General features: G+C 73.9%; 25 protein-coding genes. 19 read left to right on the top strand and 6 right to left on the bottom strand.

Annotated elements, in window-relative coordinates; translation table 11 throughout:
* Positions 1–33: 33 nt before the first annotated feature.
* Positions 34–1,149 carry a succinyldiaminopimelate transaminase gene (gene dapC, locus RM446_RS09400; RefSeq protein WP_311544839.1) on the top strand — a complete coding sequence of 372 codons (1,116 nt, stop codon included), beginning with the start codon at positions 34–36 and terminating at the stop codon, positions 1,147–1,149.
* A gap of 11 nt (positions 1,150–1,160) precedes the next feature.
* Here the strand turns inward: dapC and RM446_RS09395 are convergent, their stop codons facing one another.
* Positions 1,161–2,015, bottom strand: a complete 855-nt coding sequence (locus RM446_RS09395) for a hypothetical protein (protein WP_311544799.1) — start codon at positions 2,013–2,015, stop codon at positions 1,161–1,163.
* Between the two features lie 286 nt (positions 2,016–2,301).
* Here RM446_RS09395 and RM446_RS09390 point away from each other — a divergent pair, with 286 nt between their 5' ends.
* From RM446_RS09390 to RM446_RS09380, 3 genes are all read left to right on the top strand, one after another.
* A complete protein-coding gene (locus tag RM446_RS09390; RefSeq protein ID WP_311544798.1) occupies positions 2,302–3,138 on the top strand; it encodes a 2,3,4,5-tetrahydropyridine-2,6-dicarboxylate N-succinyltransferase in 837 nt (278 codons plus the stop codon).
* Between the two features lie 141 nt (positions 3,139–3,279).
* Complete coding sequence (dapE, locus tag RM446_RS09385) at positions 3,280–4,344, top strand: succinyl-diaminopimelate desuccinylase (RefSeq protein ID WP_311544797.1); 1,065 nt, start codon at positions 3,280–3,282, stop codon at positions 4,342–4,344.
* Positions 4,345–4,473: 129 nt separating this feature from the next.
* A complete protein-coding gene (locus RM446_RS09380) occupies positions 4,474–5,301 on the top strand; it encodes an LOG family protein (protein ID WP_311544796.1) in 828 nt (275 codons plus the stop codon).
* Positions 5,302–5,416: 115 nt separating this feature from the next.
* Here the strand turns inward: RM446_RS09380 and RM446_RS09375 are convergent, their stop codons facing one another.
* Positions 5,417–5,767, bottom strand: coding sequence for a hypothetical protein (locus RM446_RS09375; protein ID WP_311544795.1), 351 nt, complete (start codon positions 5,765–5,767; stop codon positions 5,417–5,419).
* Between the two features lie 151 nt (positions 5,768–5,918).
* Here RM446_RS09375 and RM446_RS09370 point away from each other — a divergent pair, with 151 nt between their 5' ends.
* From RM446_RS09370 to RM446_RS09355, 4 genes are all read left to right on the top strand, one after another.
* Positions 5,919–6,656: a hypothetical protein gene (locus RM446_RS09370; protein ID WP_311544794.1), complete on the top strand. Its 738-nt coding sequence runs from the start codon at positions 5,919–5,921 to the stop codon at positions 6,654–6,656.
* Complete coding sequence (locus RM446_RS09365) at positions 6,653–7,249, top strand: DNA-3-methyladenine glycosylase I (RefSeq protein ID WP_311544793.1); 597 nt, start codon at positions 6,653–6,655, stop codon at positions 7,247–7,249. Before RM446_RS09370 ends, RM446_RS09365 begins: the two co-directional genes overlap by 4 nt.
* 397 nt (positions 7,250–7,646) lie before the next feature.
* The gene (locus tag RM446_RS09360; RefSeq protein ID WP_311544792.1) at positions 7,647–8,228 is read left to right on the top strand and encodes a hypothetical protein; all 582 of its coding nucleotides are present in this window, start codon (positions 7,647–7,649) and stop codon (positions 8,226–8,228) included.
* 60 nt (positions 8,229–8,288) lie between these two features.
* Positions 8,289–10,082 carry a serine/threonine-protein kinase gene (locus RM446_RS09355; RefSeq protein WP_311544791.1) on the top strand — a complete coding sequence of 598 codons (1,794 nt, stop codon included), beginning with the start codon at positions 8,289–8,291 and terminating at the stop codon, positions 10,080–10,082.
* A gap of 46 nt (positions 10,083–10,128) precedes the next feature.
* Here RM446_RS09355 and RM446_RS09350 read toward each other — a convergent pair whose 3' ends face one another.
* Positions 10,129–10,845 carry an enoyl-CoA hydratase-related protein gene (locus tag RM446_RS09350; protein WP_398694820.1) on the bottom strand — a complete coding sequence of 239 codons (717 nt, stop codon included), beginning with the start codon at positions 10,843–10,845 and terminating at the stop codon, positions 10,129–10,131.
* A 423-nt stretch (positions 10,846–11,268) separates the two neighbouring features.
* Here RM446_RS09350 and RM446_RS09345 point away from each other — a divergent pair, with 423 nt between their 5' ends.
* Both RM446_RS09345 and RM446_RS09340 read left to right on the top strand, forming a co-directional pair.
* Positions 11,269–11,436 (top strand): DUF3117 domain-containing protein, encoded by a 168-nt coding sequence (locus RM446_RS09345; protein ID WP_084722758.1) that lies wholly within the window; start codon positions 11,269–11,271, stop codon positions 11,434–11,436.
* A 108-nt stretch (positions 11,437–11,544) separates the two neighbouring features.
* Positions 11,545–13,083 (top strand): leucyl aminopeptidase, encoded by a 1,539-nt coding sequence (locus RM446_RS09340; protein ID WP_311544789.1) that lies wholly within the window; start codon positions 11,545–11,547, stop codon positions 13,081–13,083.
* 24 nt (positions 13,084–13,107) lie between these two features.
* Here the strand turns inward: RM446_RS09340 and RM446_RS09335 are convergent, their stop codons facing one another.
* On the bottom strand, positions 13,108–13,800 hold the full coding sequence (locus RM446_RS09335; protein WP_311544788.1) for an O-methyltransferase: 693 nt from the start codon (positions 13,798–13,800) through the stop codon (positions 13,108–13,110).
* 345 nt (positions 13,801–14,145) lie between these two features.
* Here RM446_RS09335 and sigE point away from each other — a divergent pair, with 345 nt between their 5' ends.
* From sigE to RM446_RS09305, 6 genes are all read left to right on the top strand, one after another.
* Positions 14,146–14,751 (top strand): RNA polymerase sigma factor SigE, encoded by a 606-nt coding sequence (sigE, locus tag RM446_RS09330; RefSeq protein ID WP_311544787.1) that lies wholly within the window; start codon positions 14,146–14,148, stop codon positions 14,749–14,751.
* 2 nt (positions 14,752–14,753) lie between these two features.
* Complete coding sequence (locus RM446_RS09325; RefSeq protein ID WP_311544786.1) at positions 14,754–15,422, top strand: zf-HC2 domain-containing protein; 669 nt, start codon at positions 14,754–14,756, stop codon at positions 15,420–15,422.
* 26 nt (positions 15,423–15,448) lie between these two features.
* A complete protein-coding gene (locus RM446_RS09320) occupies positions 15,449–16,519 on the top strand; it encodes a sigma-E factor regulatory protein RseB domain-containing protein (RefSeq protein WP_311544785.1) in 1,071 nt (356 codons plus the stop codon).
* Between the two features lie 177 nt (positions 16,520–16,696).
* Positions 16,697–18,388 carry a S1C family serine protease gene (locus RM446_RS09315; protein WP_311544784.1) on the top strand — a complete coding sequence of 564 codons (1,692 nt, stop codon included), beginning with the start codon at positions 16,697–16,699 and terminating at the stop codon, positions 18,386–18,388.
* Between the two features lie 59 nt (positions 18,389–18,447).
* Positions 18,448–19,248, top strand: coding sequence for a helix-turn-helix domain-containing protein (locus RM446_RS09310; RefSeq protein WP_311544783.1), 801 nt, complete (start codon positions 18,448–18,450; stop codon positions 19,246–19,248).
* A gap of 10 nt (positions 19,249–19,258) precedes the next feature.
* Positions 19,259–19,645 (top strand): VOC family protein, encoded by a 387-nt coding sequence (locus RM446_RS09305; RefSeq protein ID WP_311544782.1) that lies wholly within the window; start codon positions 19,259–19,261, stop codon positions 19,643–19,645.
* 137 nt (positions 19,646–19,782) lie between these two features.
* On the opposite strand, the gene RM446_RS09300 is transcribed toward RM446_RS09305, so the two are convergent.
* Together RM446_RS09300 and RM446_RS09295 are read right to left on the bottom strand one after the other, a co-directional pair.
* Complete coding sequence (locus tag RM446_RS09300) at positions 19,783–20,262, bottom strand: nucleoside deaminase (RefSeq protein WP_311544781.1); 480 nt, start codon at positions 20,260–20,262, stop codon at positions 19,783–19,785.
* Between the two features lie 166 nt (positions 20,263–20,428).
* Complete coding sequence (locus RM446_RS09295; protein ID WP_311544780.1) at positions 20,429–21,574, bottom strand: Mrp/NBP35 family ATP-binding protein; 1,146 nt, start codon at positions 21,572–21,574, stop codon at positions 20,429–20,431.
* Between the two features lie 405 nt (positions 21,575–21,979).
* Here RM446_RS09295 and RM446_RS09290 point away from each other — a divergent pair, with 405 nt between their 5' ends.
* The 3 genes from RM446_RS09290 (at position 21,980) to RM446_RS09280 (ending at position 25,110) form a co-directional block, all read left to right on the top strand.
* Positions 21,980–23,347: a CPBP family intramembrane glutamic endopeptidase gene (locus tag RM446_RS09290; RefSeq protein WP_311544779.1), complete on the top strand. Its 1,368-nt coding sequence runs from the start codon at positions 21,980–21,982 to the stop codon at positions 23,345–23,347.
* Between the two features lie 164 nt (positions 23,348–23,511).
* On the top strand, positions 23,512–24,168 hold the full coding sequence (locus RM446_RS09285; RefSeq protein WP_311544778.1) for a DUF6758 family protein: 657 nt from the start codon (positions 23,512–23,514) through the stop codon (positions 24,166–24,168).
* Between the two features lie 51 nt (positions 24,169–24,219).
* Positions 24,220–25,110 carry a PHP domain-containing protein gene (locus tag RM446_RS09280; RefSeq protein ID WP_311544777.1) on the top strand — a complete coding sequence of 297 codons (891 nt, stop codon included), beginning with the start codon at positions 24,220–24,222 and terminating at the stop codon, positions 25,108–25,110.
* The last annotated feature ends 36 nt before the right edge of the window (positions 25,111–25,146 follow it).

The following is a 25,146-nucleotide window of genomic DNA, read 5'->3' as shown; positions in this document are numbered from 1 at the left end:
ACCCGCAGCGGCGAGAATCGAGGAATGGAGACCATGGCCGAGCGCAGGCGCGTGGCCGACCGGCTGCCGACCTTCCCGTGGGACCGCCTGGCCCCGCACAAGGAGACGGCCGGCGCCCACCCCGACGGGGCGGTGGACCTGTCGGTCGGCACCCCGGTCGACCCGGTGCCCGAGCGCGTGCGCGAGGCGCTGGCCGCGGCCTCCGACTCCCCGGGCTACCCGGCCACCTACGGGACGCCGCAGCTGCGCGCGGCGGCGGCCGACTGGCTGGCGCGCTGCCACGGGGTGAGCGCGGACCCCGCGGCCGTCCTGCCCTCGCTGGGCTCCAAGGAGTTCGTCGCCTGGCTGCCCACGCTGCTGGGTCTGGGCGAAGGCGACACCGTGGTCCACCCCGAACTCGCCTACCCCACCTACGACGTCGGCATCCGCATGGCCGGAGCCGACCCCGCGGCCTCCGACGGCCTCACCTCGCTCGGGCCCGCACCCGTGCGGCTGGTCTGGATCAACTCCCCGGCCAACCCGACCGGCCGCGTGCTGGGTGTCGAGCACTTGCGCAAGGTCGTCGCCTGGGCGCGCGAGCGCGGCGCCGTGGTCGCCTCCGACGAGTGCTACATCGGCCTGGGCTGGGAGGGCGGCCACCCCGTCTCGGTACTGCACCCCGACGTGTGCGGCGGCTCCCACGAAGGGCTGATCGCGCTGCACTCGCTGTCCAAGCGCTCCAACCTCGCCGGCTACCGCGCGGCGTTCGCCGTCGGCGACCAGGCGCTGATCGACGAGCTGCTGGCGGTGCGCAAGCACGCCGGAATGATCATGCCCGGTCCGGTCCAGGCGGCCATGCGCGCCGCGCTCGACGACGACGACCACGCCCGCGAGCAGAAGGAGCGCTACGCCGCCCGCCGCGGGGCGCTGCGCGGCGCCCTTCAGGCCGCGGGCTGGCGGATCACCCACTCCGAGGCCGGGCTTTACCTGTGGGCGGCCCACCCCGAGCACGACGCCTGGGGATCGGTGGCGCTGCTCGCCGAGCACGGCGTCCTCGTGGCGCCCGGCGACTTCTACGGCCCGGCGGGCGCCGGTCACGTGCGCGTGGCCTTCACCGCCACCGACGAGCGCGTCGAAGCGGCGGCCAAGCGCCTGCGCGCCCTGGCCTGACCCGGGGCGGCCTAGGAGAGCGCGATCTCGCCGCGCGGTGCGCCGTCTGGGACCGTCTGCCAGCCCTTCTCGCCCGCGGCGGCGCGCCAGCGCTGGTCCTGGTAGGTCACCGAGCTGATGCCGTACTCCTGGGCACTGGCCACCGCCCACTGCGCCATCGTCCAGCCCAGGTCGCCGGTCTCGTAGGAACCGCCGGGCGGGATCGCAGCGGGGTCCTCGCCGAAGACGCGCACCATCTCCTCGCGCGCGGCGTCCAGGTCCGCCTCGCCCGCCCCGTCGGGGAGCACGCACGCGACCTCGGGCCCCGACGCGCCGGTGAACGCTTCGGCCATCTGCCGCGACACGGGCTCGTGCTGGTCGTAGGCGAAGCCGTCGGCGCTGCGCTGCACGGCCTGTGCCGCCTCGTAGACCGGCATGTCGGCGTAGCCGTCGATCTCGGTGAGCTTGTCGTAGAAGGCCCCGCTCGCGTAGACGGGATCCATCAGCTGTTCGGGGTCCCCCCACTCCTGGGAGGGCCGCTGCTGGAACAGCCCGAGCGAGTCCCGGTCGCCGTACTCGACGTTGTAGAACTTCGACTCCTGCCAGACCGTGGCATAGGCGATGACCACGGCCTGCCGGGGCAGGTCCCGCCGGAGCGCGACCCCGGCGATCGTCGCCGCGTTGGCGGCCTGCGCGGGTTCGAGCGAGTCGGTGTCGCCGTCGGCCGTGAACGTGCACTTCTCGACGGGCCCGGGTTCGTCGGCGACCTCCAGCGGCCGCACCGAGGAGATCACGTAGTACCCGCCGGCGACCAGCGCTCCGCAGACCAGCGTGAGCGCGATGAGGATCTTGAAGAAGGCGGAGACCCTTCTGAGCTTTCGAGGCACAGGCAGACCGTAGTGGTTGGGGGCGCGGGCGGGGAGGCCGCGCGCCTCAGCTGGCAGGATCGACCCCCGCGCGGTCCTGGGCACGGCATCGGCCGCCGCGCTTCTCGCGTCCGGGGTCTTCACGCATAGTAAGGCGTTGGGGTGAATCGTGCCCGCGCGTGACGGAGCGTATCCGGCCCTGCACGGCGCACCGGCGCACCGGCGCACCGGATCCGCCGCGGCGACGGCGGCGCTGCCGCGTGCGGCGGGTTGGGGAGCGGGTCGGCCACCGGTAGGCTCCGTGGCCATGACCACCGCGTTCACCAGTCCGCTTCCCGAGGAGCTCGACGCCCTCTGGGAGCGCCGATCCGAACTGACCCCCGACCACACCGACGCCCGCGACGTGATCGTCGGCGCGGTCGACGAGCTGGACACGGGCAAGGCCCGGGTCGCCTTCGTCGACGAAGCCACCGACCGGGTCGTCGTCGACGAGCGCGCCAAGCGCGCAATCCTACTGAGCTTCCGCGTCCTCGGGATGCAGGAGGCCGCGGTCGGCGAGTTCCACTACCACGACCGCATCCCGCTCAAGACACGCCTGGAAGGCGTCCGCGTCGTGCCCGGCGCCATCGCCCGCTGGGGCTCATACCTGGCTCCCGGCGTGGTGCTCATGCCCTCCTTCACCAACTTCGGCGCCTGGGTCGGCTCGGGAACGATGGTCGACACCTGGGCCACCGTCGGCTCCTGCGCGCAGGTCGGCGAGAACGTGCACCTCTCCGGCGGGGTCGGGATCGGCGGCGTGCTGGAGCCGCCGCAGGCGTCGCCGGTCGTCGTCGAGGACGACGCGTTCCTCGGCTCGCGCAGCATGGTCGTGGAGGGTGCGCGCGTGCGCCGCGGCGCCAAGCTCGGGGCGGCGACGATCCTGACCTCGTCCACCCGGGTCTTCGACGCCGAGTCCGGCGACGAGCTCCCCCGCGGCGAGGCGCCCGCCTGGTCGGTCTGCGTCACAGCCAACCGGGTCAAGAGCTTCCCCGGCGGCGACTTCGGCATGCCGTGCCTGCTGGTGCTCAAGCGCCTGGAGGCCGGTCAGGAACACGACAAGCTCGCGTTGAACGAGCTGCTGCGGGAGCACGGCGTCAACGCCTGAGCCCTCCCGCGCCCCCCGTACGCGTGCGGCACCGGACCACGGGCGCCCGGGCGCCTACGGGGGACCGGCGCGGGGCGCCCGCGCGCACCCGCGGGCGCGCCGCGCCTCCCGCAGACCCGAGACGAACCTGAGGCAGCCGACATGCTGGATCTGACCGCCGACGTCCGCACGCTCACGGCCGAGCTCGTCGACACCGAATCCGTCAGCGGCGGCGAGCGCCCGCTCGCCGACGCCATCGAGACCGCCCTGAACCGGTTGCCGCACCTGGCGGTCGAGCGCGACGGGGATGCGGTCGTCGCCCGCACCGAGCTGGGGCGGAGCCGCAGGGTGGTGCTCGCCGGGCACATCGACACCGTGCCCATCGTCGGCAACGTCCCCTCCCGCACGGTGGACGGGCGGCTGTACGGCTGCGGCGCCTCGGACATGAAGAGCGGCGTGGCCGTCCAGCTCCGGCTCGCCGCAACGGTGCCCGCGCCCGCGCACGACGTGACCTTCGTCTTCTACGACTGCGAGGAGGTCGACGCCGAGCGCAACGGCCTCCGGCGCCTGTCGCGCACCCGGCCCGACCGGTTGTGGGGCGACTTCGCGGTGCTGCTGGAGCCGACCGGCGGAGTCATCGAGGGCGGCTGCCAGGGAACGATGCGGGTCGAGGTCATCTCCCGCGGCGAGCGCGCGCACAGCGCCCGGTCGTGGATGGGCACCAATGCCATCCACGGCGCCGGTCCGGTCCTGGACGTGCTGCGCTCCTACACCCCGCGGCAGCCGGTGGTCGACGGCCTGGAGTACCACGAAGGGCTCAACGCGGTTTTCGTCTCCGGCGGCGTGGCCGGCAACGTCATCCCCGACGAGTGCACCGTCACCGTGAACTACCGGTTCGCGCCCGACATCACCTCCCTCGACGCCGAGCAGCACCTGCGCGAGCTGTTCGAGGGCTTCGACGTCCGGGTGACCGATTCCGCACCGCCGGCCCGGCCCGGACTGGACGATCCCGCGGCGGCCGACTTCGTCTCGGCCGTGGGCGGCGGCGAGGTTCGCGCCAAGCTCGGCTGGACCGACGTCGCGCGGATGGCGGAGCTGGGAGTGCCGGCCGTCAACTACGGGCCCGGCGACCCGGCTCTGGCGCATACACGCGAGGAGTGGGTCTCGCTCGACGCGGTCGCCGAAGCGGAGGTGCGGATGGCCTCCTGGCTGTCCGGGACGGGCTGAGGGGCCGCACAGCCCCTGCGGCGCACGCCCGGCGGGCCCGCGCGCCGACACGCCCCCGTCCGATTGCGGCCGCCCGGATGTGGTCTGGGATTCAGCATGGCGCTCGGCGAGTCCGGATAGCGTTGCCGCATGACGGAATCTCGGAAAACCCGCAGCGCGGGGCCCCTTACCTATCGCGGAGACGCAATACCGGAGACGACGACCGACCAGCGGCTGCTGGACCGCCGCGGTCCGGCCGACTGGGTGCACACCGACCCGTGGCGCGTCCTGCGCATCCAGTCCGAGTTCGTCGAAGGCTTCGGGCTGCTCTCCGAGGTCGGCCACGCGGTCAGCGTCTTCGGATCGGCCCGCACGAAGCCCGGTACCCCCTACTACGGCCTCGGCCAGGAGATCGGTACGAAGCTGGCCTCCTCCGGCTACGCCGTCATCACCGGCGGCGGGCCCGGCGTGATGGAGGCCGCGAACCGGGGAGCACAGGAGGTCGGCGGCACCTCGATCGGCCTCGGCATCGAGCTGCCGTTCGAGCAGAGCCTCAACGACTTCATCGACATCGGCGTCACCTTCCGGTACTTCTTCGTGCGCAAGACCATGTTCGTGAAGTACTCGCAGGCGTTCGTCGTGCTGCCCGGCGGGTTCGGAACGCTGGACGAGCTGTTCGAGTCGATCACCCTGGTGCAGACGGGGAAGGTCACCCGGTTCCCGGTGGTGCTGGTCGGCACCGGGTTCTGGTCGGGGCTGCGCGACTGGATCCGCAGCACGCTCCTGGAGGAGGGCACGATCTCGCCGGGCGACCCGGACCTGATACACCTGACCGACGACCCCGACGAGGTCGTCGAGATCGTCCGCAAGTCCCAGGTCGACCTCGCCCGCCGCGAGTTCGAGGCCGCGCGCGTGGCCGACGAGGCCGCGGACATGCAGACCGCGCAACAGGCGTCGGAGTCCTCCCGGGACGTGTGAGCCGGGCCGGCGCGCGGGCCCATTACCGTCGATCTTGTAGCCATCGTCACTGGAAATCGTTTTCCTTCACGATGGCTACAAGATCAACGGGGTTCGAGGCCCCGGGGCCTCACATCTAGGCCAGCCCGCGGCGGGCGACCGCGGGCGGGCGGCGGCCCTGAACCGACGCCACCAGGTCCAGCGCCTGGCGGACCGCATCGGGCCGCCCGGTGGCGAAGACCCGGGCTCCCAGCCACGCGTAGACCGACGCCAGCGCCACCTCCTCGGCGGCCGCGCCGTCCTCCGGTGCGGCTCCGGCGCCGGACCCCCGCTGGGGTGTGCAGCGCACCAGCACCGTGCGCCCGCGCTCTGCGAGGCGCCGCACGTCCTCGGGAGCGGGCCGGTAGCCGAGGTCATCGGCGTCCTCGACGAACGCGCCGGGCGCCACCACCCGGACGCCGCCCCCTTCGTCCGCCGCCGCCTCCATGGCCGGTCCCCCCTTCGGTCCGCGCTGGTCCGGCCGCCTCACACCCGCGGTCGCCGGAGTGCGCGGACAAGGCCGCGGTGTGTCCGTACCCTGCGCGTCGCCGCGGCGGCGACGGCACCGAGTCCCCGGGGTTGTGGCACCATTGAGGCTAATGTCTCCGATCATCATCGTCCTGATCGCCCTCGCCACTGTGGCGGTACTTTCCGGCGTGGCGTTCGTGGTCATGGGGAAGGGCGGTGAGCTGGCGCGCTTCGAGGCCGACCATCCGCCGTTGGACCTCCCCGCCGACCGCCCTCTGACCGGTTCCGACGTGAGCCGGGTGCTGCTGCCGCTGGCGCTGTGGGGCTATCACGTGCGCGCGGTCGACGACGTGCTGCGCCGCGTGGTGGGCGCGCTTTCGGAGCGCGACGCCCGGATCGCGGACCTGGAGCGGCGCCTGCAGGAGACCGGGCGGCCCGCACCGGCCCCGACCGACCCCGGCCCCGCCACCGACCCCGGCTCCGCCACCGGGACCGGGGCCGACTCCGGGACCGGGGCCGACTCCGGCCCCCGCTCCGGCTCGGTCTGGGACGCACCGCGTGAGCCCGAGGCTCCCGACCGCGCCCCTGGCGGCAGCGGTGGCGCCACGGCCGTCCGCACGGGCGCCCACGCCCGCGGCGCCGGATCGCCGAGCGGCGCCGCGGACGCCGGCGACCGGTCGGGCTCGGTCGGGCCGGGCGGGTCCGACGGCGCAGAGCGGGACGGCGCAGGGAACGACGGCGGGGACTCCGGACCCGACGGCGGCCGCGAGGGTTCCGAGGGCGGCTCGACCGCCGCGGACGGCTCCGGCGAGCGCGCCTCCGACCGCGGGTCGGGAGCGACCGCGGGACAGCGCCAGAGCGCGCGATGACGGCCGACGACGCGACCGCGCGGCCCGGCCCCGACGGCCTCCGACGCTGCCACTGGGCGCTCGCGGGCGAGGACTTGCGGAACTACCACGACACCGAGTGGGGCGTGGCGATCACCGGCGACGACGCCATGTTCGAGCGGATCTGCCTTGAGGGCTTCCAGGCCGGCCTTTCGTGGCTGACGGTCCTGCGCAAGCGCCCCGCCCTGCGCGAGGCCTTCTGCGGGTTCGTCCCCGAAACCGTGGCCCGCTACGGCGAGACCGACGTCGAGCGCCTGCTGGGCGACGCGCGGCTCATTCGCAGCCGCGCCAAGATCGAGGCCGTGATCCGCAACGCGCGGGCCGCGCTGGAGCTTCCCGCAGGACTGGCCTCGCTCGTGTGGGAGCACGCGCCCACGGACCACCGGGTGCCCGACCGCGTCACCGACGTCCCGGCCTCCACTCCCGAGAGCGCCGCGCTGGCCAAGGCGCTCAAGCGGCGGGGGTTCACGTTCGTCGGCCCCACGACCGCCTACGCGACCATGCAGGCGGCGGGGGTCGTCGACGACCATCTCGGCGGATGCTTCCGCCGGTCCCGGGGCGCTTGTCCGGCCTGATCCGGCGGACGCGCTCGGCGAGCGCGCGGCGGCTCGACGCGTTGTAGGCTCCTGTCTGCACACGGGAAACCGGCGCCGCCCCCGTACACGGGCGGTCGGCGGGCGATGCGGGCGCGTCCCCTCCGTTCGGTCCCGCCCTCCCGCTGGCTCCTCGCACCGTTCGATCCAGCTCCCGCAGCCTTTCGACGCCCCTCGTTCCCATGCCGGATATGGGTGATTTGGGGGTGGATTTCGTTCTGTGTGCACCTCATCGCCATTTGTCGGCGACGGTGGCCGAACGCGTCGCTTATTCTCTGTCGCTGTAGCCGTGAGCGGACACCCTGCGCCTGTTCGCCTTGGAGGTCAACGCCATGATCACAGCAGAAGCCCGTGTGCGGGCCGTGCCTCGGAGCCCGCGGTGAGCGGCCGTTCCGGCTCCTCCTCCCACGAGGACGGCGCCGATCCGCGAAGCGGCGGCTCGCCGATTCGGCAGATGTCGCTGTGGCCGCCGCCGCGCTCCACCCGGCACAGCGCCAAGCGCCGCAGAAGCCTCATCGTCGGTGTTCTGGCGGTGGTCCTGCTCGGAACGGGCATCGGTACCGCCGCCGTGTGGGCGATGCAGCGCGACGACGCGGCGACGGCCGACGGATCGTCCGTGCCCGAGTCCTACGCGGGTACCTGGCGCGGTGAGATGAGCCAGGTCGACGAGGAAGGGGACCACGTCGTCGACTGGGGCGCCGAGGTCAAGCTGGAGCAGGGCGAGGAGCGCGGCGTCTCGGAGTGGTACACCCTGGACTGCCGCGGCAGCCTCGACCTGATCGGACGCACGGGTGACCGCCTCTCCTTCGACTACGTCGAGACCTACGACCCGGGGGAGAACTGCGTGGACGAGTCCGAGCTCGTCGTGGAGAGCGGGGATTCCGCAGGGACGCTCAAGGCCCACTGGACCGCCGTCTCGCATGACGGTACTCCGATGACCTCCACCGGGACTCTCCGTTAGGGTGGGCGCCGCTGAGGTCCGCGCGCCCGCTGCGCGCGGAACACGGCCCGTGGAGGGAAGATGACCGCTACCCAGCCCCTGACCGACGACGATCCCGGACGCATCGGCGGGTACTCGCTGACCGCGCGCCTGGGGCAAGGCGGCCAGGGCGTCGTCTACCTCGGCCGCGACGACTCCGACGGCGCGTCCGTTGCGGTCAAGACTCTGCACTCCGACGGAATCGACGCTGCCGGGCTGCGGAGGCAGCTCGGCGAGGAGATCGAGACCGCCCGCCGGGTCGCGCGCTTCTGCACCGCCCAGGTGCTGGCCGCCGACATCGACTCCGACCCCCCGTACGTCGTCAGCGAGTACATCGAGGGGCCCACCCTGCGCGAGGTGGTCCGGCGTGACGGTCCCGTGCGCGGCGCCTCCCTGGAGCGGCTGGCGGTGGGCACGCTGACGGCGCTGGCGGCCATCCACCAGGCGGGGATCGTGCACCGCGACTTCAAGCCGGGCAACGTCCTCATGGGCCCCGACGGGCCGCGTGTGATCGACTTCGGTATCGCCCGCGCCCTAGAGGGCACCGCCATCCTCACCAGCCAGATCGCCGGGACGCCCGCATACATGGCGCCCGAGCAGATCGCCGGCGAGGCGCTGGGGCCGGCGGTCGACCTGTTCTCCTGGGGCTCGACCATCGCCTACGCGGCCAACGGGTGGAGCCCGTTCGGCCAGGACTCCCTGCACGAGGTGCTGCACAACGTCACCGCCGAGCCGCCGAACTTGGGCGCGCTCGACGGGCGGCTCCGCGAGATCGCCGCGCGCTGCCTGGCCAAGGACCCCGCCGAGCGGCCCACGGCGGCCGAGACGCTGATGGGTGTCCTCGGTGTGGCAATGGCCGACCCCGCCGCGGCGGCACCGGCGGCACCGGAGGAGCCCGCGGCCCCCGCGGGCGAACCCGGGGCGCTGCCCATCCACACCCTGGCTGCCGGGGCGGTCGCGGCGGCCGCTCCCGAGGCGCGCGAGCGTACCGCCGCCGAGCTGCGTGACAACCTGCCACCGGGCGCGGAGGAGCCGGGCGGCGACGAGGGCGTCTTCCGCTCGTTCCCGCCCACCGCGCCCCCGCCGGGGACGGGACCGCAGTACCGCCCGGGGGTGCAGGCCGCGACCGCGGCGCCGAGCGGTCCGCAGACGCCGCCACCGCCCGCCGGAGCTCCCGTCGGTCCCGGCGGAGACTGGGCGGCCCCCGGTTCGGGAGCCGTGTCGCAGCCGCCGCACGGCGCGTCCTCCGGGCCGCAGCGCCCCTACCCGGGCGGGCCTGCTCCGACGCCGCCGACCGGCGGCCAGCACCCCTTCGGCCCCGGTCCCGGCCACTCCGCGCCCGCGTCGGGCCCGCAGCCGCCGCCCGCTCCCGGCCCCGGCGGGCCGCCCGGCCCGCCGCCGGGTCAGCAGCAGCCCTACGGCCCGGGACCCGCGACGCCGCCTCCCTCGCCCTACGGCCCGGGAGCCGCTGCGGGACCGGCCGGCGGCCAGGCTCCCCAGGGCCCGGGTCCCCAGCGGCCGCCGGGACCCGGGTCCGGCCCGCAGGCACCCTACGGTCCCGGCGGCGCCGCGCCGCCGCCCGCTCCGTCGGGGCCTCAGGTGCCCTACGCGCCGGGACCCGGCGGTCCGGGGTCGGGGCCTCAGGCGCCCGCGCCGTACGGGCCGGGGGGCGCGGCTCCGCAGACCGGCGCCCAGCAGCCCTACGGCCCTGCGGGCCCCGCGCCGGCCAAGCCCGCAGGCGGCAGCGGGGCCGGTGCCATCATCGGAGTCGTCGCGGGTGCGTCGCTCCTGGTCGTGGTCCTGGTGGGAGTCGTCATCGCCGTGATCCTCTCGTGAGGAGGGGGACCGCGGCGGCGGGCGCGCCGGCGGCGGCCGGCGCGGGCTAGTGCCCCTCGAACTCCGGCTTCTCCTTCTTCAGGAAGGCCACGGTGGCGGTGAGGTGGTCGCGTGTCTCGGCGCACTGGTCCTGCAGGCTGGCCTCCATCTCCAGTGCGTTGGCCAGGTCCAGCCCGGAGCCGAACGTCAGCTCGGCCTTGATGGTGGCGTAGGCGACCGTGGGCCCCTCGGCCAGGCGCACCGCGAGCTCCCGTGCGGCGGACTCCAGCTCGTCGTCCGGCACCACCTTGCTGACCAGGCCGACGTCCAGGGCACGCGCGGCGGGGACAGGCTCGGCGAGCATCAGCATCTCCATCGCGCGGGCGTGGCCGACCAGGCGCGGCAGCGTCCACGAGGCGCCCGAGTCCGAGCCCAGCCCCACCTTGGCGAAGGCCATCAGGAACGACGCGCTCTCGGCCGCGATGCGCAGGTCGCAGGCGAAGGCCAGCGAGGCGCCCGCCCCCGCGGCCGTGCCGTTGACCGCCGCGACGACCGGCTTGGGCATGCGAGCCAGGCCCAGGACGATGGGGTTGTAGTGGTCGCGGACGGTACCGTTGAGTCCGCGGCCCTCGTTGAGGTTCTCCGCATGTTCCCGCAGGTCCTGTCCGGCGCAGAACGCCTTGCCGCTGCCGGTGAGCAGCACCGCGCGGGCCCCGGTGTCGTTCTTGGCGCGTTCGATCGCCGACAGCAGGGCCTGCTTGGTCTGCGCGGTCAGCGAGTTCATCGCCTTCGGCCGGTTCAGCCGGATCGTGGCGACGCCGTCGGCGAGCTCGTAGCCGACAGCGGAGTCGCCGGTGTCCGCACCGGCTCTCCCGTCGCCCGCTTCGGACGTGCTGCCGGCGGTGCCTGCGGTGTCTGACTCGGACAAGCCAATCTCCCGGTCTGTTCGGCTGGTGGCGCGGTCCCCGCGACCGCGAAAGTGCGCTGCGGCTATAACCTTACTGTTCGGATTCCTCGGGGCCGATGGTCCCGGCACTGTCCGATCGTTCCCAATCGGTTCCCAAAACCGAGATAATGGCAGAACAGTGATTCGTTCCCTGAGTCACGCGGATGCGGCGCGACCCGGACCGGCGCCCCGATGCAGGGGGTATCTCCGCCGGAGCGGCCCATTCACCCCGCGAGAGTTTCCTACGAAAGGGGATACGGCATGGCGGCGATGAAGCCGAGGACCGGTGATGGTCCGATGGAGGTCACCAAGGAGGGTCGCGGCATCATCATGCGGGTCCCGCTCGAAGGCGGCGGGCGGCTCGTCGTCGAGCTCACGCCGGACGAGGCCGCCGAGCTCAAGGAGGCCCTGGACGGCGTGGTCGGCTGATCCTCCGCCCTGCCCGGCGGCGACTCCCACCGCCGCCACGGGCGTGCCGCCGGCACCGCGACGCGGCCGCGGCTCCACCGAGACCCCACCCCACGATTGCGAGCATCCGTGCCGATCGCTACAGAGATCCGCCCTGTTGCGGGCACCCTCATCGACTCGGCCGCCGATCTGGTGGCCATCCCCGTCGTCCGCGGCGAGGCGCCGGCCGCCGTCACCGTCGGCGCGGGCCCCGACCCCGCTGATCTGGTCGCGCGGCTGCCCGCATCCCTCGCGGACCTGGTGGCGCACTACGAGCTGACCGGGAAACCGGGTGAGACCACGCAGTTCCCCGCCGACTTCGGTGACGGACTGGTGCGGGTCGTGCTGCTGGGCGTGGGCGATGCGGCCCCGGCCGACCTGCGCGCCGCCGGTGCCGCTCTGGCCCGCGCAGCCAGGGGGCGCGCAACGGCGGCGACCACCGTGGCGCTGCTGGACGGGGCCGCCGAGAACGGCGCTGCGGGGGTGGAGGCCTTCGTCGAAGGCGTCATGCTGGCCTCCTACCGCTTCTCCATGGCTTCCTCGGCCACGGGCGCGGCGGCTGTGGAGGCCCTCGAACTGGTGGGCGCCGACTCCGGCGCCGCCGCCGCGGCGGTCGAGCGCGGCAAGGCCTTGGCCCGGGCAACCGGCACGGCCCGGGACCTGATCAATACGCCGTCGGCCGAGAAGGATCCGGCGTGGCTGGCCGCGCGTGCCGGAGCGGTGGCCGCGGAGTCCGGCCTGACGACCGAGATCTGGGACGAGCGCGCGCTCGTCCGCGACGGTTTCGGCTCGATCCTGGCCGTGGGGGCCGGCTCGGACCGGCCGCCGAGGCTGGTGCGGCTGGACTACCGGCCCGAGAACCCCGGCGGCCACGTCGTCCTGGTCGGCAAGGGCGTCACCTTCGACACCGGCGGGCTCTCCCTCAAGCCCAACGACAACATGAAGCTGATGAAGACCGACATGAGCGGCGCCGCGGTGGTTCTCGGCGTCATGTCGGCGCTGGCGGAACTGGGCTCCGAGGTGGCCGTCACCGGTCTGCTCGCCGTTGCCGAGAACTCCTTCTCGGGCTCGGCGCAGCGGCCCGGCGACGTGATCACGACCTACGACGGGCACACAGTCGAGGTGCTCAACACCGACGCCGAGGGCCGGCTGGTCATGGCCGACGCCCTGGGATACGCGGTGGCCGAGCTGGCGCCGGACGCCATCGTCGACGTCGCCACCCTCACCGGTGCGGCGAAACTGGCGCTCGGCACCGGCATGGGAGCCCTGTTCAGCGGCGACGACGATCTCGCCGCCGCGCTGAGCGGGGCGGCGGAGCGCTCCGGCGAGCCCGTGTGGCGGTTGCCGCTGACCGAGGACTACCGCGACTGCCTGGACTCCCGGGTGGCCGACCTGGCCAACATCGGCAACGGCGACTACGGGCGGCCAGGCGCAGCCGAGGCGGCGCTGTTCCTGCGCGAGTTCACCGGCGGCCTGCCGTGGGCGCACTTGGACATCGCCGGCCCCGGGCGCTCCACGAGCGACGAGGGCGTGCTGAGCAAGGGCGGGACCGGGTTCTCCACCCGGCTGCTGCTGCGCTGGCTGTCGGGCGAGAAGGCGCCCGTCGTCCCCGGCCGAGCGGCGGGCTAGCGCGGCCGTCCTCCCGGGCCCGACTCAGCCATCGGCAGGGGCCTCCTCGCGGATCGCCGCGAGGAGGCCTTCGCCGATCGGCAGCAGCAGCGGGATGAGCTGGTCGTCGTCGCGGACCAGGCGGGCGACCTCGCGCACCGCCGCCGTGCCCGCGTCGGGTGCGCTCAGCGGTCCGTCGGTGCTGGTCGCGGCCTCCAGAGCGTTGTTGAAAACCACGATCCCGCCGACGCGCAGCAGCCGCAGCGCTTCGGCGAGGTACGCCGGGTAGGAGGCGGCCTCGGCATCGACGAAGACCATGTCGTAGGCCCCGTCGGTCAGCCGTGGCAGCACGTGCAGGCCGCGCCCCAGGATCAGCCGCACCCGGTTGGCCGGGAAGCCGGCCCGGCGGTAGGCCGCACGCGCGAGCTCCTGGTACTCGGGCTCGATGTCGACGCTGGTCAGCACCGATTCCCCGCGCATGCCCCGAAGCAGCCAGATTCCGGAGCTGCCGCACCCGGTCCCCACCTCGACCACGGCCCGGGCGCCGATCGATGCGGCCAGGAAGCGCAGCGCCGCCCCGCCGGAGGCGCTGATGGGCGATGACTCGGCCCGCTGCCCGGCCTCGCGCGCCGAGGACAGCGTGGAGTCCTCGACGGCGTACTGCTCGATGTGGGCCAGAGTGTGGGCCAGTGTGTCGTCTCGGCTGGCGATGGCGGCCTCCCCGCGTGTGACTGACATGGGTGCCTGGGCCGGGCGGCCCCGTCGCGGGACCTGGTGCGGCCGGATGGCGGACGCGGCGTGCGCCGGCTTGCGCGGACCGCGGAACGCGAGGGCGCGTCGGGACTCACTGAGTGTGCCGACGTGCTCACCCGCCACCGGGTCCAGGCCACAGACTAGCCTGCCGGGGGCGTGCGCGGCGTGTTCGCGGCCCCGGGAACTTATTCGCCCCTTGACGGTGTTGCAAACTGGGTAGGGACGTTTCGACTATCCGACTGCCCGGTGGTGACCCCAGCACGACCGGTCGACGTCGCAGGGGCGGGTCCGCCCGCCGCTGCGAGCGCACGCGAACCGAAGGGAGTGGCGGTGGCAGACTCCGACGCTGCCGTGGACTTCGAGCCGTGGGAGCCGCCGAGCTGGGACGAGGTCGTGCGCAACCATTCGGCACGGGTCTACCGGCTGGCCTACCGCCTCACCGGCAACAAGCACGACGCCGAAGACCTCACCCAAGAGGTGTTCATCCGCGTCTTCCGGTCGCTGTCCAGCTACACCCCCGGCACGTTCGAGGGCTGGCTGCACCGGATCACCACCAACCTCTTCCTCGACACCGCGCGCCGCAAGCAGCGCATCAGGTTCGAGGGGTTCTCCGACAACGCCGACGATCGCCTCCAGGGCCGCGAGCCCTCGCCCGACCAGTCGTTCGACGACCGGCACTTCGACGCCGACATCCAGGCCGCGCTGGACGACCTTCCCGCGGAGTTCCGCGCGCCGGTCGTGCTGTGCGACATCGAGGGCCTGTCCTATGAGGAGATCGCCGCCACTCTGGGCGTCAAGCTCGGCACCGTCCGCAGTCGGATCCATCGCGGGCGCGCCCAGCTGCGCAAGGCGCTGGAGCACCGGCGGCGGCTGGCCGCCCAGGAGTCCCCGCTCGGCGCTCCGGGTGCCGATTCGAGCATCGGGGAGGTGGAGTGAACATGGGCCACATGGAAGAGCGCCTGTCCGCTCTGGTCGACGGCGAGCTCGGACACGCCGAGCGCGACCGCGTCCTGCGGCACCTGGCCTCCTGCGAGAACTGCCGGTTCGAGGCCGAGATGCTGCGGGGCCTCAAGCGCCGCCTGTACGGCCTGGACTCCCCTGAGCCCTCCACCGACTTCCTGGGGCGCCTTTCGGCGATGAGCGGCCCGCCCGCGCAGCCGCCGGCACAGGGCCCGCAGCCGCCCGTGGGCGGCGCCGGCGGGTTCGGCTCCATGCCGCCCCTGGGCTCCAGCCGGCCGATCGGCGGTGGCCTGCCCCGCGCCTTCGGCGGCGACACCGCGCTCGCCGTGGCCGAGGAGGCGCCGGACCCCGCTCCGGCGCGGCCCCGCCGCTCACGCCCGCAGCGCCCGCTGTCGGTGCTGCGTCCGCGCTGGGAGCGCACGCGCTACGCGGTCGCCGGCGTCTCGGTGCTGGCGGTCGCGCTCGGGACGGCCTTCGTTTTCGGGGGCGACTCCGAGGACGCCCCGGTCGTCGTTCCGAACGTCGACGACTACGCCATCGAGCACGCGGTGACCTCGCGGCAGGCCACCGTGCCCGACCCCGAAAGCAGCGCCCCGGAGACCGGTGCGGTGGCGAAGGCCTCCGCGCCCGCGCCCGAACCCCGGTGAGCGGCGCGGGTCCGTCGAACGGCGGCGTGCCCTCCCTGCCGTCGCCCCCGAGAGCGGCCCAGCGATCCGGCCTGCCTGCCAGGGTCCCGCTCGTCCTGCTGTCCCTGTCGCTGGTCTTCATCGTGCTGCTACCGGGATCGGCCACCGCCCGGGCGGACGACGTGCCCGCCCCCGGTGAGGACGACGGCATGGCGCTGCTGCGCCGGGCGGCCGACTCGGCCCGCTCGGTCTCATTCGAGGGCGTGCAGCTCGTGAACACGGGAGCCGACGCCCGGCTGGTGGACGTCGTGCATCGGGCAGGCGAGGCCACCGGGTACCGCTACATCGGCGGCACGCGCCCCGATCGCGCGGTGGTGGTCGGCGAGACCCCGCCACTGAGGAAGGCCGACGGCGTTCTGCTGGACCAGTTGGCCGCCAACTATCGGGTGACCCGTGCCGGCGCGGGCCGGATGTGCGGGCGCTCGGCGACCGTGCTGGAGGCGCGCCGGGCCGACGGCACAGTTGCCGGCCGGATGTGGATCGACCGGTCCACCGGACTGCCGCTGCGCCGCGAGACCCGCGACCGCTCGGGCGCTCTCGTGCACGCGGCCGAGTTCGTCGAGGTGCGCGTGGACGGCGATCCCGAACCGCTGGCCGCGCAGGCGGAGCGGGCGCGCCCGTGGTCCGAGGACCTCTCCGACGGCGAGTTGGCGGACCTGCGCGAGCGCGGCTGGCACATTCCCGAGCGCCCGTCCTGGAACCTGCGGCTCGTGCGGGCCTGGACCAAGCCGGCCGAAGGCGGCCGCGTGGTCCACCTGGCCTACTCCGACGGACTCTCGGTCGTCTCGGTGTTCGCCCAGCGGGGGCGCCTGCCCGGCGGATCCGAAGGAACCGGCGAGGGTGCCGGGAAGGTCGTAGAGAGGGACGGCGCCGGCGGGACCGGCACCGGGCAGCAGCGGATGTGGGACGCCGACGGCTTCGTCTACACGGCCATGGGCCGGGTGCCGAGCGGTCTGCTCGACGCCGCGGCCGACGGCTTCCCCGACGCGGATCCGCTCCTGTTCTGGGCGCGGGTCCTGCGGGGGTTCGACCACATTTCCGCGACTGTGACCGAGTGAAGCTCGGCCAGTAGGGTCCAGACAGGTCCGTCATGGGCGGACTCACGCTGCCAATCGCTGCGAAACGCCCTCCGGGGGGCATAAGGTCCGCCGGTGGCGATGCCCGGCAGTGGACCTGACAGCCGGTTTATGCGGACTGCTCCACTATTGGGGCGGCGGCGACAGACGGAGAGTTGGATGACCGACGAAACCGGACCCCGTTCCCCCGACGACGGGGCCGACCAGCCCTGGTCGCACCCTCAGTCCTCGGAGGAGGGGCGATCGGAGGCCGCGCGCCCCCCTGCGGACACGCCCCCCGGTGACCAGCGGTCCGAACCGCCTGAGCCGCAGCAGCCGGCCGACGCCTGGACCGGTGAGCAGCAGGCCGAGCGGCCCGCGCCGCAGCAGCCGGCCGAGGCCCGCAACGGCGGACCGGCCGCGCCGCCCCAGCCCGAGGCGGGCGCGGCACCCGACTCCGCCTACGCGCAGCAGTGGCAGCCTCCCCAGGGCCCGCCGCAGGCGGGCGCGTGGGCGGCTCCGCCTCCTCCGCCGCCGGGCGGTCCGGTGGCCGGAACCGGCCAGTGGCCGATCCAGGGTGCGGGCGGCCAGGCGCCGGGCGTGCCCCACTACGCGCAGCAGGGCGGTCCCGGAATGGGCGGACCGGTCGCGCCGCCCGGCGGCCCTGGAGGGCCAGGAGCGCCGGGCGCCGGGCACTTCCCCGCAGCGGGCTTCCCGCCGCCCCGGCCGCAGAGGCAACGGCGCGGGATGCCGCTGTGGGCGGTACTGATCGTCGTCGCGGTAGTGGCGGTCGGATCGGCCGGCGTCGGCGGCGCACTCGGCGGTTCGCTGGGTGTGCAGAGCGCGGCCCCGTCGGGAGGCGAGTCCTCGCCCAAGCTCAACACCGACCTGCCCTCCGACGCCCCCAGCCGGGCTCCCGACACCGTCGCGGGCGTCGCACAGCGCGTCAGCCCCAGTGTGGTCTCGATCCAGGACGGCGGCACGTCGCTGAGCGGGAACGGCTCGGGCTTCGTCATCGAGAACGACCACGTCGTCACCAACAACCACGTGGCCTCGGCGCTGCAGGGCGCCGACATGGAGGTCGTCTACAGCGACGGCCAGACCAGCGGCGCGAGCGTCGTCGGCACCCGGCCCGAGTCCGACCTTGCGGTGCTGGAGCTGGAAGACCCCATGGACGTCCAGCCGCTGGAGTTCGGCGACTCCGCCAAGGTGACGGTCGGAGACGAGGTCATCGCCATCGGGGCGCCGCTGGGGCTGGCGGGCACGGTCACCTCCGGCATCATCAGCGCCGTCGACCGCCCTGTGAACCTCGGTGAGGACTCCTCCAGCGGCGGGGCCGCCATCAGTGCGCTGCAGACCGACGCCGCCATCAACCCGGGCAACTCCGGCGGGCCGCTGGTCGACGCCCAGGGCCGGGTGATCGGCGTCAACACCGCGATCGCCACCCTCGGCGGCGGCGGAGCGCAGGGAGGCCAGAGCGGCAGCATCGGACTGGGCTTCGCGATCCCCTCAGCGGAGGCCGAGGGCGTCGTCGACGACATCGTCAGCGGTGCGGGCGAGGGCGGCTCGGGCTCGCAGGGCGACGCCGAGATGGGCGTGCTGCTCGACGAGGGCTACGACCAGGGCGCGCGCATCGCCGTCCCCGACGAGCAGAGCGACGTCTCGGCGGTCGAGCCCGGCGGTCCGGCCGACGAGGCCGGCCTGCGGGCGGGCGACGTCGTCATCCAGTTCGACGGGCGGGACATCTCCGACGCGGACACGCTGGTCCGCCTCATCGGCGAGTACGAGGCCGGCGACCGGGTGGAGGTCGTCTACGAGCGCAACGGCGAGCGCCGCACCACCGACATCACCCTGGGCTCGACCACGGACTGACGAACGCGCGGCGGCAACCGGCCGGGCCCCGGCCGGCGGGGCGGTGCGATAATGCAGGGGTGGACCTGCGTCGCGCGTGCCGCGAAGCCGGCATCGGTGTGGTCTCGGCCGGCGAGCACACCGGCCCTCCGCGCCTGCACAGAGCCCTGCCTGCGCTGTCCACCCGACTCGTCCTCAGCCTCGGCGCCCCCGTCGAGGTCCGCTACGGCGGACACACCCGCAGCATGCAGGCGGTCGTCGCGGGTCTGATGCGGCCCGGGAAGGCGACCCCCTCCCTCGTCCTGCGAACGCACCAGCCGACGGTGTACGTGGAGCTGACACCTCTGGCCATGCACCGCCTGACCGGTGTACCGCTCGGCGAGGTGGACGCCGGCGGCGTCGGCGCCGACGCCCTCCTGCCGTGGCTGCCGCGGCTGAGCGAGGAGCTGGCGGGCCGCACGGCCGAGCAGCGGGAGCGGCTCATGCGGGTCCGGCTCCTGGAGCGGCTGGAGCGGGCCGACCGGGGCGCCGTCGCTCGAGACGCCCTCGAACCACTGCGGATCATCGGGGCGAGTGCCGGGCGGGTGCCCGTTGAGGATCTGGCTCGGCGCGCGCACCTGAGCCCGCGCCGCCTGCGGCACGTGATGCACACTGCGCTCGGCATCGGTCCGAAGCTCGCGTCGCGCGTAGCGCGCCTCTCGGCCGCGGTCGACCGCGCCGGCGACGGAGCCGGATCCTGGGCCGAGGTGGCGGCTGACAGCGGCTACCACGACCAGAGCCACCTCGTTCGCGACTTCCGGGACCTCCTGCATACGACACCGACCGCATGGCTGGCTGAGGAAGGCCGAAATCTACAAGGCTGGCCCCGCCCTTCGCCGTGATCATCGGAGCATGACCACAGAGATCCGTCCCAAACTGCTCGTATCCGACGCCGATGCGGCGATCGGCTTCTACACCGAAGCGCTGGACGCCGTACTGGCTTTCCGTGCGGCCGATGAGCACGGCGTGGTGAACCACGCCGAGATCACCGTCGGGTCGGCCGCCTTCGCGGTGGCGCAGAGCGTCGCGGAGTGGGGGTGGCACGACCCCCGCTCGACAGGCGGCTCGCCCGTCCTCATCATGGCCGAGGTGCCCGATCCGGACTCGACTGCGGACCGCATGGTGCGGCTGGGTGCCGAATCGGTCGTCCCGGTGGAGAACCGCCCCTACGGCAAGCGCCAGGGCAGGGTCCGGGACCCCTTCGGACACCTGTGGGTGATCAGCGGCGGCCTCCGCTAGAGCGCTGACGATCCGACCCCCGTCGATCTTGTGGCCATCGGAGGTGGAAATCGCTTTCCTTCACGATGGGCACAAGATCGGCGATGCTGCGCCTTTCCTGTGATGTTCCGGGAGCTTGGCAACGCGGACGCGCCGCCCTACGGGCCGCCGCCGGCGTCCTCGCCGATATCCTCGTTCCACAGGTCGGGGCGGTCGCGGATGAACTCCGCCATCATGGACGCGCAGTCGGGGTCGTCGAGCACCGTGACGGCGACGCCGTGCTCGGCCAGCCAGTCGTGTCCGCCGGTGAACGTGCGCGACTCGCCGACGACCACGCGCGAGATCCCGAACTGGCGCACCAGGCCGCTGCAGAACCAGCAGGGCGAGAGCGTGGTGACCATGGTCGTGCCGGAGTAGCCGCGCTGGCGCCCGGCGGCGCGGAACGCCGCGGTCTCGGCGTGGGCCGACGGGTCGCCGTCCTGCACCCGGCGGTTGCGGCCGCGGCCCAGCACCCCGCCGTCCCGGCCGATCAGCGCGGCGCCGATGGGGACGCCGCCCTCGTCGAGCCCGGCGCGCGCCTCCTCGGCGGCGATAGCGAGCCACTGCCGGAAGCGGTCGGCGTCTTCGGACTCGGGCAACGGGTCCTCCGGTGTGTGGTGGCGGCGCTGCGGCCCGCCGGGTCGCGAGGGAGGCGGCGGGCTTCGATGCTACCGGCGCCCCGGCGCGGGAGCCGAAGAGGCCGAAGCCGGGGGCCGCCGTCGGCGACGGCGGCCCCCGGCGGGGTCGGAAGGGCGGTCCCCGGAGCTACCGGCCGCCTCCGATGGGAGTGACGCCGAGCTGCATTCCGGACAGCCCGCGCGGCTTGCCGACGAGGTCGTCGGCGATCCCCCGCAGGATCTGCGACGCCTCGGTGGTCGGCTCGCTGAGTACGAGCGGCTGGCCGGCGTCGCCGCCCTCGCGCAGCCGCATGTCCAGGGGCACCTCGCCCAGTAGCGGCACCTCGGCGCCGAGGGCCTTGGTCAGGCCCTCGGCCACGGTCCGGCCGCCGCCCTCGCCGAACAGGCGGGTGCGCTCCTCGGTGCCGGGCGCGATGAAGTAGGACATGTTCTCGATGACGCCCGCGACGCGCTGGTGGGTCTGGGCGGAGATGGCCCCGGCCCGCTCCGCGACCTCGGCCGCGGCCTGCTGCGGCGTGGTGACCACGAGGATCTCGGCCCCGGGCAGCAGTTGGGCGACGGAGATGGCGATGTCGCCGGTGCCCGGGGGCAGGTCCATCAGCAGGATGTCGAGGTCGCCCCAGAAGACGTCGGAGAGGAACTGCTGCAGCGCGCGGTGCAGCATCGGGCCCCGCCACACCACGGGCTGGTTGCCCTGGGTGAACATGCCGACCGAGATGACCTTGATGCTGTGGGCGGTCGGCGGCATGATCATGTCCTCGACCTTGGTGGGGTGGTCGGAGACACCGAGCATCCGCGGCACCGAATGGCCGTAGATGTCGGCGTCGACCACGCCGACCTTGTGCCCGAGGTCGGCCATCGCCGCCGCGAGGTTCACGGTCACCGACGACTTGCCCACGCCGCCCTTGCCCGAGGCGACCGCGTAGACCTTCGTCAGCGAGTTGGGCTTGGCGAAGGGGATCTCCTTCTCGGCCTGCCCGCCCCGCAGCTTGGTCTGCAGGGCCTTGCGCTGTTCGTCGCTCATGACGTCGAGCTCGACGGTCACCCGGGTGACGCCCTCGACCTCGGATACGGCGTTGGTGACGTCGTTCTCGATCCGCCCCTTCATGGGACAACCGGCCACCGTGAGGTAGATGCCGACGTGCACGACACCGCCGTCGGCGATCTCGACGCTCTTGACCATGTCGAGATCGGTGATGGGGCGGTGGATCTCGGGGTCCTGGACGGTCGCCAGAGCCGCGTTCACCTGCTCGGTGGTGGGTGTGGAGGACATGTCCCCATGGTATGCAAGGAGGTCCGGAGAACCCGACTCCCTGCGCAGACCGATTCCCGCGGCCGCACCCGGAGGGGCGGCCGCCGCCGCGTTCCGGGAAGGATCGCGCCCGTGCGGAGGGGTGCGCCGCGTGGCGCCCGCGGTGAAAGTGAGGTAACTCACCCTGACCGGGGCTGGAATACCGTCCGGTAACCGCACTCGTACCGCGGCGCCGCCAGCGGTCCCGCTCTGCTCGGCGGCGTGCGCCCGGCGGCGGGCGGGGTCCGACCCGTGGTCCGCGGACGCGCGGCCGCGGCGCGCGGAGCGCCGCGGCCGAAGTCTTTGCAGGTCGGATGCGGTAGTCGCGTGGTGTCTGTGCGTTCTTAACACGGCCAATACAACCTCGGACGGTAATCTCGGCAAACGATGAGAAACTCGCCGCCGCCACCCGGCTCGTCCTGGTCGTCTGAACCGCAGGGGCCCATCAGCCCGGACGGGTCGGCGCACCACCATGACCAGGTCTGGGCGTGGCCGCCGGCGGCGAGCCGGGGCGAGGTGCACGCCTCCTCCTCCGCCTGGGCGTGGCCGCCGCCCGTTCAGCCGCGCCGCGGCCCCTCGGGGACCGTCCCGCCGCCCGCCGGGGCTCCCTACCACCGACTCGCACGCACCCGCCGCCACCGCTGGTGGATGCCGCCGCTGGCAGTCGTCGCCGCGGTAGTGGCGATCGTGGTCGTGCAGCTGATCATGGCCACCGCCGCGGTGGTGGTCGCCGTGGTCGCCGGCATCCAGGGCACGGGCGACGACGTCTTCCGCTCGCCGCTGGCCAACCTGGTGCTGCAGCTGGTCGTCGTCGCCACGATGGCGCCCATCGTCTTCGCCGCCGCCTGGACGGTCCAGCGGAGGCCGGTCGGCACCCTGTTCTCCGTCGCCGGGCGGATGCGGTGGCGGTGGCTGCTGTGCTGCCTGGCGCCGGCCGTGCCCGCGCTGGTGGTCTCCTTCGCCGTGCTGTTCGGCCTCCAGCGGCTCGCCTCCCCGGACGCGGCGTTCATCGGCGAGTACGCCGGAGGCTCCGGCTTCGTCTCTGCCCTGGTGCTGATCGTGCTGCTCGTGCCCTTCCAGGCCTCGGCCGAGGAGATCGCCCTGCGCGGCTTCCTGATGCAGGCGGTGGGCTCGATCGGCGCCGGAGCCGGAGAGCGGCGCGGCGGGAGCCGCGTCTCCTGGCTCCTGCGGACGCCGCTGCTGGCGATCCTGGTCAGCGGCACCGTCTTCACCCTGCTGCACGACTACTCCGGCTGGGGACTGCTCGACGTCGCCGTGTTCGGCGTCGCCATGGCCTGGCTTACCTGGTTCACCGGCGGCCTCGAAGCCGCCTTGGGGCTGCACGTGCTGCACAACCTGACCGCGTTCTCCATCAGCGCATACGAAGGCACCCTCGACCGGGTGGCCAGTGGCGGCGGCTCCTGGCAGGGGGTCGTCAGCACCTCGGTCGAGGTCGCCGTCTACTGCGCAGCGGTGGTGTACCTGGCCCGGCGGCTGGGCGTGCGCCGGACCGTCCCCGACGACGCCGGCGAGCCGAACGCCACGGGTGTTCCGGCCGCGCTTCCCGAATGGGGCGCTGGGGCCCCCGCAGCGCAGTGGCAGCTGGAGCAGTCCGCGCATCCGGACTGGGAGCCCCGGGCCGACCGGGTTCCGGGCCCGTCGCAGTGGCGGTCGGGGTATGCCCAGGGGCCCCAGGACGGCCCGGACGGCCCGGGCGGCCGATCCCCGTGGACGGCGCCGGGCTCCGGCGCATAGGCGGACTCCGCCGCAGTCTCCCGGCGCGGCGGATACCCGCACAGCCGACGCCGCGGTGCGACAGGCGTCGCGCCTCCACCAGGAGGGACACGGGCAACGCTGGTGCCGCCGCGTCCCCCGGACCGCGTTTCCCCACTGTGGTCACGGGTATCCTCCCGGCAGTCATGAAGTCGGATCCGTCGTGCCCCCGTTGCGGACGCGCCGTCCACCCGCCGGGACTGTGGTCGAGTGCGTGGCAGTGTGACGCCCACGGACCCGTCGCCCCCCTGAACCCCGTGCGGACGCCCGGCAGCGGCTCCCTGGAGGTTCTGCTCGACTTCACCCAGGTGCCGGTCTGGCTGCCGTGGCCGCTGCCCGCGGGATGGGTCGTCACCGGTTTCGCCGATGCCGGCGACGAGCGCAGCGGCGCGCTCGGGGCCGCGGTCGCGCTCTCCGGACCCGCTCCGCTGGGCGGCGTCGGCGAACTGGCACTGGTGGCCGAAGACCCGGGGATCGGCGTCGGTGCCCGCCTGGCAGGCCTCGACGGACCCGATCCCGGCACCGGGTTCGGCTCCGGGCCGCCCGACGCCAAGGTCCGCTACGACGGCCACGACATCGCGCTGTGGAGCGTCGACACCGGTGGCGGGCGCGCGGCCTACGCGGGCGAGGCCATGGCCGACTGGCTGTGGGTCGTCTTCAGCCCGGCCGACGCCGCCGTGCTCATCGCCGAGCTGACCGACCTGCGCGACCTGCGGGACCGCCACGACGGCGGCGCCGCGTTGGAACCCCCTTTCGGCGCACCCTCCCCCTTCCTCGCCGCGGCGCTGAAGCCCGTCGCCTAGGCGGTCGTGCCAGGAGGCCGGAAGCGCGCGCAAGCGTGGAATGATCGGCGGATGCGCATCGACTTGCACGCCCACAGCTCGGTCTCGGACGGCACCGAGCCGCCCGCCGAGGTCGTCCGGCGCGCCGCGGAGGCGGGTCTGGACGTCCTGGCCCTGACCGACCACGACACCGTCTCCGGCATCGCCGCGGCCGCCGCCGCCCTGCCTGCGGGGTTCACCCTGGTCCCGGGCATGGAGCTGTCCTGCCTGCACGAGGGTGCCGGAGTGCACCTGCTCGCCTACCTCTTCGACTCCGCCCACCCCGAGCTGGCGGCCGAGCTGCGGCGCATCCGCGACGACCGCGCCATCCGGGCCCGATCCATGGTCGAGCGGCTGCAGAACGCGGGTGTGGCGGTCGGCTGGGAGCGTGTGTGCGAACTGGCGGGCGTGGCCGCCGAGGGAGGCGGGTCCGCGGGCGCCTCCGCCGAGAGCGTCATCGGGCGCCCGCACATCGCCCGGGCGATCGTGGAGGCCGGTGCCGCCGCCGATGTTCCCGAGGCCTTCGACACCTGGATCGGGTTCGGCCGCCCCGGCTACGTGGCCCGCTACGCGCTCGACGCGCTCAGGGCGGTCGAGCTGGTGCGCGCCGCGGGCGGGGTGTGCGCCGTCGCCCACCCGGCCCGCGGTGAGGCGACGCCCGACGGTGCGGTTCCCTTGGCGCTCGTCGAGGAGATGGCCGAGGCGGGGCTCGGCGGCATCGAGGCCGACCACCCGGCGCACGACGAGGAGGAGGCCGGGTTCTGGCGCGGCGTGGCCAAGCGGCTGGAACTGGCGGTCACCGGTTCCAGCGACGACCACGGCGAGCTGACGGGCCACCGGCTCGGTTGCCGTGGAACCGCCCCTGAGGAGTACGCTCGCCTCGTTCGACCGGCGACCGGAGCGGTTCCCATCACCGCCGGATGAGGCGGTCAGCGCAGCGCGGGGCCGCGCTCCCAGGTC

This window comes from Streptomonospora wellingtoniae (assembly GCF_031845375.1).
Taxonomy (GTDB): Bacteria; Actinomycetota; Actinomycetes; order Streptosporangiales; family Streptosporangiaceae; genus Streptomonospora; species Streptomonospora wellingtoniae.
The sequence above is the reverse complement of the archived record's forward strand: the minus strand, read 5'-3'. Positions and strand labels throughout refer to the sequence as shown.